The following is a 12,537-nucleotide window of genomic DNA, read 5'->3' as shown; positions in this document are numbered from 1 at the left end:
GGGGAGAGGGCTTTCGAACGATCCTACGCCTTCGCGTCCTGGATCGCCGCCCAGACGCGCTCCGGCGTCGCGGGCATGTCGATATGCGTGATGCCGAGCGGCTTCAGCGCATCCACCAGCGCATTCATCACCGCCGGCAGCGACCCCGCGCAGCCCGCCTCGCCGCAGCCCTTCGCGCCGAGGGGATTGGTCTTGCACGGGATGGAGTGGCTTTCCGTCGTGATGGAAGGCAGGTCGCCCGCGCGCGGCAGCGCGTAGTCCATGTAGCTCCCCGAGACGAGCTGCCCGTCCTCACTGAAGACGACGTGCTCCAGCAGCGCCTGGCCGACACCCTGCGCGATGCCGCCATGCGCCTGGCCCGCGACCAGCAGCGGGTTCACCTGCACGCCGAAGTCGTTCACCGCCAGGTAGCGGTCGATCCGCACCACGCCCGTCTCCGGGTCCACCTCGACCTCGCAGACATGGCACCCGTTCGGATAGGCCATCGGCGCCTGGTCGAAGACATGCGTCACGTCCAGGTTTTCGGGCACGCCCTCCGGCTTCTGCGGCGTGGCGCGCAGCTTTGCGGCGAGTTCCATGATTCCGATCGCGCGGTCGGTGCCGGCGATGGTGAAGCGCCCGCTGGCCTCCGGCCCGGCATGCGCCTCGAACTCGATGTCCGAGACGGCGGCTTCCAGCGCCCAGGCGGCGGCGGCCTTGCCCTTCTCGATCACCTTCTCGCTCGCCTCCGCGATCGCGGCGCCGGAGGCCATGATGGACTTCGACCCGCCGGTGCCGCCGCCGGCGATCAGCTCGTCCGAATCGCCCTGCAGCAGCCGCACCTGCGCGAAGGGCACGCCGAGCGACTGGTGCAGCACCTGCGCGAAGGCGCTCCAATGGCCCTGCCCATAGTCGAGCGTGCCGGTGATGATGGTGACGGTGCCGTCCTTCTCGAAGCGAATGCCACCCTGTTCCTTGGTGGGCGGCGCGGTGCACTCGAGGAAGTTGCCGATCCCACGCCCGCGCAGCAGCCCCTGCGCCTTGCTCGCCGCCAGCCGCGCCGGATAGCCCGCGGCGTCCGAGGCCTCCATCGTCTTCTCCAGCAGCGCGCTGAACGCGCCGCCGTCATAGACCGAGCCGGAGGCAGCGGAATACGGGAACTGGTCCGGCCGGATGTGGTTCAGCTTGCGTAGCGCGACGGGATCCTTGCCCATCTCCAGCGCCGCCTGCTCGATCAGCCGCTCCATGAAGTAGTTGCCCTCGGGGCGGCCCGCGCCGCGATAGGCGCTGATCGGGACGGTGTTCGTCAGCACGCATTTGGTGCGCACCTCGATCGCCGGCGTCGCATAGTTGGACTGCACGTTCTTGAAGAAGTTGCCCGTGCCCATCAGCGGCGAGACGGCGGAGAGCCAGGCACCCATATTGGCGTAGCTCACCAGTCGCACCGCGAGGAATTTTCCCTCAGCGTCCAGGGCAAGCTCCGCCTCCACCTCGTGGTCGCGGCCATGCGCGTCCGACAGAAAGGAGCCGGTGCGCTCATCGGTCCACTTCACCGGGCGGCCGAGCTGCTTCGCGGCATGCAGCAGGCAGGGATATTCGGGATAGAGGCCGGCCTTCATGCCGAAGCTGCCGCCGACATTGCCGGTCAGCACCCGCACCTGCTTCGTCTCCACGCCCATCTGCCCGGCAAGCGAGGCGCGCAGCCCGAACACGCCCTGGCAGCCGACGCGCAGCACGTAGCGCCCGTCCTCCACACTGCCGATCGCGCTGCGCGGCTCCATCGCGGCGACGACGATGCGGTTGTTGCGGATGGACAACTTCGTCACATGCGCGGCCCTGGCGAAGGCCTCCGTCACCTTCGCGGAATCGCCCGCGGCGAAATCCAGCACCACATTGTTCGGATGCTCGTCATAGAGCAGCGGCGCGCCCGGCGCCGCGGCGGCCGAAGCATCGGTCACGGCGTCGAGCGCCTCGATGTCGAGTTCCACCGCCTCGGCCGCGTCCTTGGCCTGCGCCTTGGTCTCCGCCACCACGAAGGCCACGGGATCACCGACATGGCGCACCTTGTCGGTGGCCAGGGGCTGGCGCTGCGTGGATTTGAAGGCCGAGCCGTCAGCGTTCTTGAGCGGCATGCCGCAGACCATCGGCCCGAATTTCGGCAGGTCGGCCCCGGTCCAGACGCCGAGCACGCCGGGCATCGCCTTCGCCGCCTCCGTGCCGATGCCCTTGATCACGCCGTGGCCATAGGGGCTGCGCACCATCACGGCCCAGACCTGGCCGGGAAGCTGGATGTCGTCGGTGTAGTTGCCGCGGCCGGTCAGCAGCGTCGGGTCCTCGGCGCGGGGCACGGGCTGGCCGATGCCGAACTTCAGGCGCGAAGGATCGAAGGCAAGCGTGTCGGGCATCGGTCTCTCTCCCCCTCCCCCGCGTGCGGGGGAGGGCCGGGGTGGGGGCGGAGACCCCTCGGAAGGGGCAGCGATGGTCCTAGCGTAATCCCTGATCCCCGTTTGCCAACCACCCCGCGTAATCCGCGGTGGCCGAGGCGGGATCGAAACGCGGGCGCCAGCCAAAGTCCGCCGCCCGCGCAACCGCCATCACGCCGCGCGGCCGGCTTTCGTTCCAGCGCAGGCCCGGCGCCTCGCCGGGTTCGGCATGGCGCCAGCGGAAGCCGGGGAACCGGGCGGCCAGCACATCCAGGCAGGCTGCGTAATGCGGAGCCCAATCCTCGCCGCTGGCCAGATTCACCACGCGATGTGGCGGATCCTTCGCATCCAGCAGCGCGAGCAGCCCCGCCGCCAGGTCGCGCACATACACCCAGTCGTAAGCCGGCAGCGGCGCCGGCGGCAGCACCGCGGCCTCCCCGCGCCGCGCCGCCTCCGCGAAGGCGAGGTGCAGGCTGAGCGTGTCGCGCAGCCCCGTGTCGCGCTCCCACGGTCCGAAGGTGGCGCCGATCCGCGCCGCCACGGCATCCAGCCCGAAGAGCCCGGCGAGCCGCAGTCCCGCACGCTCCACCGCGTATTTCGTCACGCCATAGAGGCTGATCGGCACCGGCGGCGTCGTCGCCTCGTCCAGCACCTGGAAGGCGTAGGCGCTCTCGCCATAGACCGCGGCGGAGGAGGGCAGCACAACACGCCGCACCGTGCCGGCGTCGCGCGCGGCCTGCAGCGTGGCGATCACGCCGCCAAGGTTCACATCCAGGATGCGCTGCGGGTCGGCGGCCTCGCGCTGCGGCCCGGCGGTGATCGCGGCGAAGGGGAAGACGGCGCCGATGCGGCGCGCGCTGAAGACGTCGCGCAGTGCGGCGTGGTCGGTGACATCGCCCTGGATCACCTCGATGCTGCCGGGCAGCGCGGCGAAGCGCGCGGGCGCCGGATCGGGCAGCGCCGCCTCCCGCCCGAAGACGACCACATGCTCGCCGCGGGCGAGCAGCGCCTCCACGACGTTGAGGCCGACGAAGCCGGCGCCGCCGGTGACGAGGATCGCATCCATGCCGTCTGGATATCGCGGCCGGGCGGGCGCAGAAAGCCGCCATGCCCCATATTGCCGTCATCGGCGCAGGCCCCGCCGGGCTGATCGCCGCCGAAATCCTTGCGCAGGCGGGCTGCGCGGTAACCGTGTTCGAGTCCATGCCCTCGGCGGCCCGCAAATTCCTGATGGCGGGGCGTGGCGGGCTCAACCTGACGCATTCCGAGCCGCTGGACGCCTTCCTCGCGCGCTACCGTCCGCAGGCGCCGCTGCTGCTGGACGCGGTGCGCGCCTTCCCTCCTTCGGCGCTGATCGCCTGGTGCGAGGGCCTCGGCATCGAGACTTTCGTCGGCAGTTCGGGCCGTGTCTTCCCCAAGCCGCTGAAGGCCTCGCCGCTGCTGCGCGCCTGGCTGCGACGGCTCGCCACCCTCGGCGTGGAGATCCGCACGCGGCACCGCTGCATCGGACTCTCGCCGCTCCGCTTCGGCACGCCGGAGGGCGAGACGGTGCAGCCGGCCGATGCCGTGCTGCTCGCCTGCGGCGGCGCCTCCTGGCCGCGGCTCGGCTCCGATGGCGGCTGGACTGCGCTGCTGCCGGATGTTTCGATCACGCCCTTCGCGCCCACCAATGCCGGCGTGGTCCTCCCCTGGTCGGACAAGCTCGCGCGGCTGGCTGGCACGCCGCTGAAGCGCATCGCGATCACGCATCAGGACACGACGATCCGCGGCGAGGCGATGCTGACCGCAAGTGGCCTCGAAGGCGGCGCGGTCTATGCGCTCTCCGCCCCGATCCGCGAGGCCATCGCACGGGACGGCGAAGCGCTCCTCACGCTGGACCTGCGCCCCGACATGACGATGGAGGCAGTGCGCGCGAAGCTCGCCACGCGCGGCCGCGGGGAGACGGTCAGCACCGCGCTGCGCAAGGCCCTGGCCTTGCCGCCCGTCGCCATCGCGCTGATCCACGAGGCGCGGCATGCCGGCGCAAGCGAGGACCTCGCCACGCTGGTCAAGGCGCTGCCGCTGACGACACGTGGCATGGCCGGCCTCCAGCGCGCCATCTCCTCTGCCGGCGGCATCGCCTGGTCCGAGTTCGACGACCGCTTCATGCTGCGCAGACACCCCGGAATCTTCGCCGCCGGCGAAATGCTGGACTGGGAAGCGCCGACCGGCGGCTACCTGCTGCAGGCCTGCTTCGCGACGGGGGTGGCGGCGGCGCGGGGCGTGCTGGCGCGGAATGCCTGAGGGCGATCAGTCCGCGCGCAGCAGCTTGCGGAAGACGACCTTGTCCTCGCCGGCCTGGTAGAAGTCGCGGATCCGCGCCTCCTGCTCGTATCCCTGCCGCCGATAGAAGGCGCGCGTGCCGTCGAAGTCCGGCAGGCTCGACGTCTCGACCAGCAGCAGGCGGCCGCCCCGCGCGATGACCTCGGCCTCCACCGCCGCGACGAGCGCGGCGCCGAGACCGCGCCGCTGGTGGCCCGGATGCACGGCGATCAGCAGAAGGTTCCAGCTTCCCTGCGTCATCCGCTCCGGCGCCACATAGGCGACCGCGGCGCCGCCGGCCGCGGTCAGCCACACCTCCTCCGCCTCGCCGGCCAGGAACGGGGCAGCCATGCCCTCCAGCATCTCGGCCGGAAACAGTCCGGTCGCGGCGATCACCGCGCGCAGCGCGGGAAGATCGCCCGTCACGACGGGCCGCACGCCCTCCTCCTGGTCCCGCATCGCGCCCCTTCCGTCCGAAGCTCTCACATTCGCCGCGGATCGGCGGGTGGTTACACCGGCACCGCGCCCGGCGGCTTGAGCGCCGTCAGCACGAAGCTGCTCCGCGTCTCCTTCACGCCGGGCATGCGCAGCAACGCCTTCAGCGCGAACTCCGCATAGGCGTCGAAATCCGCCGCGACGACATGCAGCAGGTAGTCCATGTCGCCGCTCATCGCCCAGGCGGCCAGCACCTCCTCCCGCGCGGCGATCGCCTTGTGGAAGGCCTCCGCCACCTCCTCGGCATGCGACGACAGCGCCACCTGCACGAAGGCCTGGATCGGCAGGCCCACGCGCTTCGGGTCCACCAGCGCGGCGTAGCGGGCGATCACGCCCGCCTCCTCCAGCCGCCGGATGCGCCGCAGGCAGGGTGTGGCCGAGAGTCCGACCTCCTCCGCAAGCTGCGTCACCGCGATGCGGCCGTCGCGCTGCAGGACGCGCAGGATGCGCCGGTCGGCGGCATCCAGTTCCGGAGCGGAATTTGCCTTGGACATGATCTTTCTTAGCGAATTCCTGTGCTGTCAGCCAGGAAAAGCGTGAAGATTGCCGAAACTCGCTCCGGCAGCCGCGCTACTCCTCCTCCTGCCGCAGGAAGGAACGCGTCCATGGACATCCCGCCCGACCGCACTGCCGTCGCCGGCACCATCAGCGACATCAACCCGATGGGCACCGACGGATTCGAATTCGTCGAGTTCACCGGCCCCGACATCCCCTATCTCGAATCGCTGTTCACCCAGCTCGGCTTCGCCGCGGTCGCGCAGCACCGCTCCAAGCGCGTGACGCTGTGGCGCCAGGGCGACATCAACTTCATCCTGAACGCCGAGCCCGAGAGCTTCGCGCAGTCCTTCCAGCGCGTGCACGGCCCCTCCGCCTGCGCCATGGCGTTCCGCGTGGCCGATGCCGCGCAGGCCTACAATCGCGCCATCGCCCTCGGCGCAAAGCCGGTCACCGGCCGGGTCGGCCCGATGGAGCTGAACATACCGGCGATCGAGGGCATCGGCGGCAGCCTGCTCTACTTCGTGGACCGCTACGGCGAGAACGGCAGCATCTACGACGTGGACTTCCGCTGGACGGGCGTGCGCGACCCGAAGCCCACGGGCAATGGCCTGACCGTGATCGACCACCTGACGCACAACGTGCATCGCGGCCGGATGGATGTGTGGTGGCAGTTCTACGAGAAGCTCTTCAACTTCCGCGAGATCCGCTACTTCGACATCGAAGGGAAGCTCACCGGCCTTAAGTCCCGCGCGCTGACCTCGCCCTGCGGCCAGATCCGCATCCCGATCAACGAGAGCAGCGACGACAAGAGCCAGATCGAGGAGTATTTGCGCGCCTATCGCGGCGAGGGCATCCAGCACGTCGCCCTCGGGACCACCGACATTTTTGCGAGTGTGGAGGCGATGCGCGCCTCGGGCGTGGCGTTCATGGACACGCCCGACACCTACTACGAGCTGCTGCCGAAGCGCATGCCGGACCTCGCGCCGGAGGAAGTCGCGCGTCTCGCGAAGAACCGCATCCTGACCGATGGCGCGCCGACGCCGGAGGGCGGGCGGCTGCTGCAGATCTTCACCGGCACGGTGATCGGCCCGATCTTCTTCGAGCTGATCCAGCGCAAGGGCGACCAGGGCTTCGGCGAAGGCAATTTCCGCGCCCTGTTCGAGAGCATCGAGCTCGACCAGATCCGCCGCGGCGTGCTGAACCCGGCGGCCGAATAGCCGCTCAGGGCGCGGCGGGGCGCCAATCGTCCAGCCGCGCCTGGTCGCGCCGCTCCGCCTCCGCGCGCGCCGCGTCCGCACGGCGCGCCATCAGCGCCTCCACGACGCGCGCCTGGACGCGGGCGCCCACGAGCTCCGCACGCGCGAGTTCGGCGGCGGCCTCGGCGCGCGCCGTCGCCGCCACGGCATCGTCGCGCGCCGCGCGCGCCCGCGGCAGGAAAGCGGCGTAGTCGGCGGGCGCCCCGGACAGCTCTGCCGCAACGGCATCGCGCGCGGCCGCCTCCCCCGCCGATGCGGCGGCCAGATCCGACTGTCGCGCCGCCATAACCCGCCGCGCCCCGGCCACTTCCAGCCGCCGGAGCCGCGCCAGCACCGCGAGGGGATCACGCGCCGGCATCGGCCAGCGCCTCCGCGAGCTGCGCGAAGGCCGCGTCCTGCGGCGTCGCCTCGCCCCTTCCCTGGCGCAGCAGCGCCTCGATGCGCGGCGCAATCCGCAGCGCCGTGTCCACGGCCGCATCCGTCCCGGCGCGATAGGCGCCGAGCCGAACCAGCTCCGCCATCTCCTGCTGCAGCGCAAGCACCGCGCGCGCCCGCGCGACCAGCTCCCGCTGCGCGGGATCGAGGCAGCCCGGCATCGTGCGCGAGAGGCTGCGCAGCACATCCACCGCCGGATAGCGGCCACGCTCGGCGATTGCGCGATCGAGCACGACATGGCCATCCAGGATGCCGCGCACCGCGTCCGCGACCGGCTCGTCATGGTCATCGCCCTCGACCAGCACGGTGGCCAGCAGCGTGATCGAACCCCCGCAGCCCTCCGCCCCGGGCCCGGCACGCTCCAGCAGGCGCGGCAGCTCGGCGAAGACGCCCGGCGGGAAGCCGCGCGTCGCCGGCGGCTCTCCGGCAGCCAGCCCGATCTCGCGGCAGGCGAGGGCGAAGCGCGTGACGCTGTCGAGCAGCAGCAGCACCCGCTGGCCGGCATCGCGAAAATGCTCGGCGACGGTCATGGCGGCCAGCGCCGCTTCCCGCCGCAGCGGCGCCGCAGCGTCGGAGGTGGCGCAGACCACCACGCTGCGCGCCAGCCGCTCCGGCCCGAGGTCGTCCTCGAGGAATTCGCGCAGCTCGCGCCCGCGCTCGCCGACCAGGCCGAGCACCACCACGTCGAAGCCCGGCGCGCCGGCCAGCATCGCCAGCAGCGTGGACTTGCCGATGCCAGAGGCGGCGAAGAGGCCAAGGCGCTGCCCCTCCCGCATCGCGCAGAACAGGTCGAGCGCCCGCACGCCGAGCCCGATGCGCGGACCGAGCCGTGCGCGCAGCCCCGGCGGCGGCGGATCGGCCTGCAGCGGGCGCGGGCGGCCGCCGCGCGGCAGCGCCCCGCGCCCATCCAGCGGCGCGCCGAGCGGATCCAGGACTCGCCCGAGCCACCCTTCGCTCACATCGAGGCGCGCCGGGCCGAGCAGCCTGACCGCCTGGCCGGCGCGCGCGCCGCCGGCAGGGCCGAGCGGCAGCGCCTGCTGCGCCTCGGGCCGCGTCGCGACGATCTCGGCGAGCAGGGGCGGGCCCGCGGAGAGCACCGCGACTCGCTCGCCCGGCGCCGGCGGCGGGCGCAGGCCGGCGATCTCGAGGCCGCGCGGGCCGGCCGCGCCGAGCTGCCCGCGCGATGCGGACGCCTCAACCTGCGCGAGCATGGCCTGCGCGAGGGACGCCCTTGTTCGGATTGAGCATGGTATTGATTGACGAGTCATTGTCCTATTTTTGCGACGTATTTACCTTCGGATTAGCTTTTTTCTTAAAAAAATGGCTTCCCTTCCGGCCTGCAGATGGTATCACTGCACGCGTGGGATGTGGGAGTGCCACCGATGCGTGTCCTTTTGGTTGAAGACGATACGATTGTCGCCCGCGGCGTGTCTCTCGCGCTGAAGGCAGCCTCGATGATCGTTGATACAGCCGATACGGGTGAAGAATCCTTGGAGCTCGCGCGGCTGTACGATTATGACATCATCATTCTGGACCTCATGCTGCCGGACATGGAGGGCTATGAGGTCGTCCGCCGGCTGCGTGCCGCCCGGATCGAGACGCCTGTCCTGATCCTCTCCGGCCTCACCCGGCCCCAGGCCAAGGTCCGCGGCTTCGGCATGGGCGCCGACGACTACATCACCAAGCCCTTCGACCAGCAGGAGCTGATCGCGCGGATCCAGGCCATCGTCCGCCGCGCCAAGGGCTTCAGCCAGCCGACGCTCACCGTCGGCCCGCTCACCCTGAACCTCGGCTCGCGCGAGGTCTCGGTGGAGGGGCACAACGTCCACCTGACCGGCAAGGAATACGCCGTGCTGGAGCTGCTCACGCTCCGCAAGGGCATCGTGCTGACCAAGGAGGCGTTCCTGAACCACCTCTATGGCGGCATGGACGAGCCCGAGGTGAAGATCATAGACGTCTTCATCTGCAAGCTGCGCAAGAAGCTCGCCCAGGCCGGCGCGCCGGACCTGATCGGCACCGTCTGGGGGCGCGGCTACGTCCTGCGCGATCCGACCAGCCCGGCCCGCATCACCCTGCCGCCGGCCGACCGCCCGACCATCGCCGCCGCCTGACCGCTTCCGCCGCGCCGCGCTGCCACCCCGGCGGCGCGACGCGGCCGGGTCGGTCCAGCAGGCTCAGTACAGCCGTGTCCGGTAGCTTTCCGGCAGGCCAGCATCCACCGCACCGGCCTCCGCCGCGCCGGCGCTGTGCTCGGCAATCAGCGCGCCCATCGTCGGCAGCCCCTCGGGCCGGGCGCGATCCTCCCACAGGCGGGAGCGGATCGGCGCCTTGCCGCACTGCATGAACAGGCTCTCCACCGTCACGACCAGCAGCGTCGCGGGCTCCCTGCCCTGCGCGGCATGGCGCGCGCGCAGCGCCGGATCGGTCGTGATCCGCGCCCGCCCATGCACCCGCAGCGCCTCCATCGCGCCGGGCACCAGGAACAGCAGCGAGACGCGGGGATCGTGCAGGATGTCGCGCAGAGCATCCAGCCGGTTGTTGCCGCGCCGATCCGGCAGCACCAGCGTGCGGTCATCCGCCACCGCGACGAAGCCGGGCGCGTCGCCGCGCGGCGTGATGTGAGGCCCGGCGGGACCGATCGTCGCCAGCAGGCAGAACGGGCTCGCCGCGATGAAGCCGCGCGTCGCCGGCCCGATCCGGTCGCCCACCTTGCCCTGCGCCAGCGCGCTCGGCATGCCATAGATCGCGTCCAGCGCTTCCGGCGTGGCGATCGCGAAGGGATCCTCGGTCAGCGCGTCCATGCGGCCAGGATGGCAGCCGCCGGCCGCGCTGTCATCGCGGGTCAGGCTGCCGCCCGCTGCGCTGACACGCCATAGACCCCGCGTTCGCCCGGCAGCGGCGCGAGGCGCGTGGTCAGTCCCACCACCGTCTCCGCGGCGCCGAGATACAGCACGCCCTCCGGCGCCAGCATGCGCGCCAGCATCTCCATCACGCGCGTCTTGGTCGGGCTGTCGAAGTAGATCAGCACGTTGCGGCAGAAGATCACGTCGAACCGCCCGAGCGCGCCGCAATCGGCCATCAGGTTGCGCTCCTCGAACCGCACGATGCCGCGCAGCTCGGGCTTCAGCCGCCAGCGCGCGCCCTCCTGCGCGAAATGCGTCATCAGCGCGCGGATCGGCAGGCCGCGCTGCACCTCGAACTGGCTGAAGGCGGCTTCGCGCGCACGCGCCAGCACCTCGCCCGAGATGTCGGTGCCGAGGATCTCGACAGCGCGGGCCGCCCCGGCGCCAAGCGTCTCATGCGCCAGCATCGCGATGGAATACGGCTCCTGCCCCGTCGAGCAGGCGGCCGACCACACCCGCACCCGCTCCCCCGGCGCCTTGCGCGCGGCCAGCCGCGGCAGCAATGCGCGCAGATGCTCGAAGGGGCGCCCGTCGCGGAAGAAGCTCGATTCATGCGTGGTCAGCGCCTCGACCACGGCGCGTTCCATCGCCTCGCCCGGCGCGGCGCGCAGCCTCTCCCCCAGCACGCGCAGCGACGCCAGGCCGAAGCGCTGCAGCACGGGACCGAGCCGCGTCTCCAGCAGGTAGGACTTGTCCTCGGTCAGCACGATGCCGGCGCGCCGGCGCACCAGCGCGGCAATCTCGGCGAAGCCCGGCTCCGTCACGCGCGTCCCTCCCCGCAGGCGGCGAGCAGTCGCGCCGCGATCTCTTCCGGCGGCGCAATCGTCGCCGCCAGTCCCGCGCGCGCCACCGCGCCGGGCATGCCCCACACCACCGAGCTAGCCTCGTCCTGCGCGAGCACGCCGCCGCCCGCCTCCCGCAGCGCGCGGCAGCCGGCCAGCCCGTCCTGGCCCATCCCGGTCAGGATCGCCGCCACCACCCGCCCGCCACAGGCCGCGACCAGGCTGCGCAGCAGCGGGTCCACCGCGGGCCGGCAGAAATTCTCGGGCGCTCCGTCCGACAACTGCGCCACCAGGCCCGCGGCGGCCGGCTTCGCCAGCAGATGCCGGTCACCCGGCGCCAGATAGAGCCGGCCCGGCAGCAGCGCCTCTCCGTCACGCGCCTCGGCGCAGGGCAGCCGTCGCAGCCGCGCCAGATGATCAGCCAGCAGCGCCGTGAAGCCGGCCGGCATGTGCTGCACCACCAGCACCGGCACCGGCGGCGGCCGCGTCAGCGCGCCCACCAGCGCGGCCAGCGCCTGCGGCCCGCCGGTGGAGCTGCCGATGGCGATCACCTGCGGCTTCGGCAGCGTGCCCGACGCCGTCGCGGCCGGCCGCACTGGCCGCGGCGCCGCGCGCTGGCGCATCCGCGCCCAGCCCAGCACCTTCGCCCGAAGTTCCTCGCCGAAGGCGGGATCGGCCATGCCGCCCTGCGCGGCGGCCGGCTTCGGCACGTAGTCCACCGCGCCGGCGCGCAGCGCGGCCATGGTCGCCGCGGCGCCGCGCTGGCTCAGCGCGCTCGCCACGATCACCGAACTGCCCGGCGCCGCGCGCAGGATCAGCGGCAGCGCCGTCAGCCCGTCCATCACCGGCATCTCGAGGTCGAGCAGGATCACCTCGGGCCGCGCCGCGGCCGGCATCGCCGCCAGCATCTCCAGCGCCTGCCGCCCGTCCTGCGCCTGGGCCACCACCCGGATCGCCGCATCGCGCCCCAGAAGGCGCGCGAGCGCGCCGCGTGCCACCGCGCTGTCGTCGCACAGCATCACCCGCACCGCGCCGGAGATGGCCGGCGCCGGCGCGGCGGCGAGTGCGGCGCTCACGCGGCGTCCTGCAGCAGGCCGAGCTGCGCGAGCTTGCCCGCCAGGATCTCCGAATCATAGGGCTTCATCACATATTCCTGCGCGCCCGCCTCCAGCGCCTGCATGATGCGCTCCGGCGTGTTCTCGGTGGTGCAGAGCATCACCAGCGGCCGCTCCGCGCCATGTTCGGCGCGCGCCGCGCGCAGGAATTCCAGCCCGTCCATCACCGGCATGTTCCAGTCGAGCAGCACGAGGTCCGGCATCGCCTCGCGGCAGGCGACCAGCGCCTTCTCGCCATCCTCCGCCTCGCGCACGCCGAAGCCGAGGCCTTCGAGCAGGCGGCGCGCCGCCTTGCGCATCACGCGGCTGTCGTCCACCACCAGGCAGTCGCGGCCAGCTTCCATCGCCGC

13 protein-coding genes are annotated in these 12,537 nt (G+C 71.9%); 3 read left to right on the top strand and 10 right to left on the bottom strand.

The features are described from left to right. Positions 1-23 precede the first annotated feature (23 nt). Together DFH01_RS18455 and DFH01_RS18450 are read right to left on the bottom strand one after the other, a co-directional pair. Positions 24-2,384, bottom strand: coding sequence for a xanthine dehydrogenase family protein molybdopterin-binding subunit (locus tag DFH01_RS18455; protein ID WP_109871945.1), 2,361 nt, complete (start codon positions 2,382-2,384; stop codon positions 24-26). Between the two features lie 79 nt (positions 2,385-2,463). Beyond that, positions 2,464-3,468 (bottom strand): NAD-dependent epimerase/dehydratase family protein, encoded by a 1,005-nt coding sequence (locus tag DFH01_RS18450; protein WP_109871944.1) that lies wholly within the window; start codon positions 3,466-3,468, stop codon positions 2,464-2,466. Between the two features lie 41 nt (positions 3,469-3,509). Here DFH01_RS18450 and DFH01_RS18445 point away from each other — a divergent pair, with 41 nt between their 5' ends. Further along, on the top strand, positions 3,510-4,685 hold the full coding sequence (locus DFH01_RS18445; protein WP_109871943.1) for a BaiN/RdsA family NAD(P)/FAD-dependent oxidoreductase: 1,176 nt from the start codon (positions 3,510-3,512) through the stop codon (positions 4,683-4,685). 6 nt (positions 4,686-4,691) lie between these two features. Here the strand turns inward: DFH01_RS18445 and DFH01_RS18440 are convergent, their stop codons facing one another. Together DFH01_RS18440 and DFH01_RS18435 are read right to left on the bottom strand one after the other, a co-directional pair. Continuing rightward, complete coding sequence (locus tag DFH01_RS18440) at positions 4,692-5,162, bottom strand: GNAT family N-acetyltransferase (protein WP_109871942.1); 471 nt, start codon at positions 5,160-5,162, stop codon at positions 4,692-4,694. Between the two features lie 50 nt (positions 5,163-5,212). Beyond that, the gene (locus DFH01_RS18435) at positions 5,213-5,692 is read right to left on the bottom strand and encodes an Lrp/AsnC family transcriptional regulator (RefSeq protein ID WP_109871941.1); all 480 of its coding nucleotides are present in this window, start codon (positions 5,690-5,692) and stop codon (positions 5,213-5,215) included. A 111-nt stretch (positions 5,693-5,803) separates the two neighbouring features. On the opposite strand from DFH01_RS18435, the gene hppD reads away from it, so the two are divergent. Then, positions 5,804-6,913 carry a 4-hydroxyphenylpyruvate dioxygenase gene (gene hppD / locus DFH01_RS18430; RefSeq protein ID WP_109871940.1) on the top strand — a complete coding sequence of 370 codons (1,110 nt, stop codon included), beginning with the start codon at positions 5,804-5,806 and terminating at the stop codon, positions 6,911-6,913. A gap of 4 nt (positions 6,914-6,917) precedes the next feature. Here the strand turns inward: hppD and DFH01_RS18425 are convergent, their stop codons facing one another. After that, positions 6,918-7,310: a flagellar FliJ family protein gene (locus tag DFH01_RS18425; protein WP_109871939.1), complete on the bottom strand. Its 393-nt coding sequence runs from the start codon at positions 7,308-7,310 to the stop codon at positions 6,918-6,920. Continuing rightward, positions 7,297-8,598, bottom strand: coding sequence for a FliI/YscN family ATPase (locus DFH01_RS18420; protein WP_109871938.1), 1,302 nt, complete (start codon positions 8,596-8,598; stop codon positions 7,297-7,299). Before DFH01_RS18420 ends, DFH01_RS18425 begins: the two co-directional genes overlap by 14 nt. A 171-nt stretch (positions 8,599-8,769) precedes the next feature. Here DFH01_RS18420 and ctrA point away from each other — a divergent pair, with 171 nt between their 5' ends. Beyond that, a complete protein-coding gene (gene ctrA / locus DFH01_RS18415; RefSeq protein WP_109871937.1) occupies positions 8,770-9,498 on the top strand; it encodes a response regulator transcription factor CtrA in 729 nt (242 codons plus the stop codon). A 63-nt stretch (positions 9,499-9,561) separates the two neighbouring features. On the opposite strand, the gene DFH01_RS18410 is transcribed toward ctrA, so the two are convergent. The 4 genes from DFH01_RS18410 to DFH01_RS18395 are packed head-to-tail and all read right to left on the bottom strand — an operon-like array spanning position 9,562 to position 12,531. Next, on the bottom strand, positions 9,562-10,188 hold the full coding sequence (locus tag DFH01_RS18410) for an MSMEG_1061 family FMN-dependent PPOX-type flavoprotein (RefSeq protein WP_109871936.1): 627 nt from the start codon (positions 10,186-10,188) through the stop codon (positions 9,562-9,564). A gap of 41 nt (positions 10,189-10,229) precedes the next feature. Further along, the gene (locus DFH01_RS18405; protein WP_109871935.1) at positions 10,230-11,054 is read right to left on the bottom strand and encodes a CheR family methyltransferase; all 825 of its coding nucleotides are present in this window, start codon (positions 11,052-11,054) and stop codon (positions 10,230-10,232) included. Next, positions 11,051-12,148, bottom strand: coding sequence for a chemotaxis-specific protein-glutamate methyltransferase CheB (cheB, locus tag DFH01_RS18400; RefSeq protein WP_332903283.1), 1,098 nt, complete (start codon positions 12,146-12,148; stop codon positions 11,051-11,053). The genes DFH01_RS18405 and cheB overlap by 4 nt, the downstream gene beginning before the upstream one ends. After that, positions 12,145-12,531 (bottom strand): response regulator, encoded by a 387-nt coding sequence (locus tag DFH01_RS18395; RefSeq protein ID WP_109871934.1) that lies wholly within the window; start codon positions 12,529-12,531, stop codon positions 12,145-12,147. The genes cheB and DFH01_RS18395 overlap by 4 nt, the downstream gene beginning before the upstream one ends. Positions 12,532-12,537: the final 6 nt, after the last annotated feature.

The organism is Falsiroseomonas bella, from assembly GCF_003173615.1.
In the GTDB taxonomy this organism is placed as follows: Bacteria; Pseudomonadota; Alphaproteobacteria; order Acetobacterales; family Acetobacteraceae; genus Falsiroseomonas; species Falsiroseomonas bella.
Note: the sequence above shows the minus strand (reverse complement) of the source record. Positions and strands in the feature narration are given on the sequence as shown.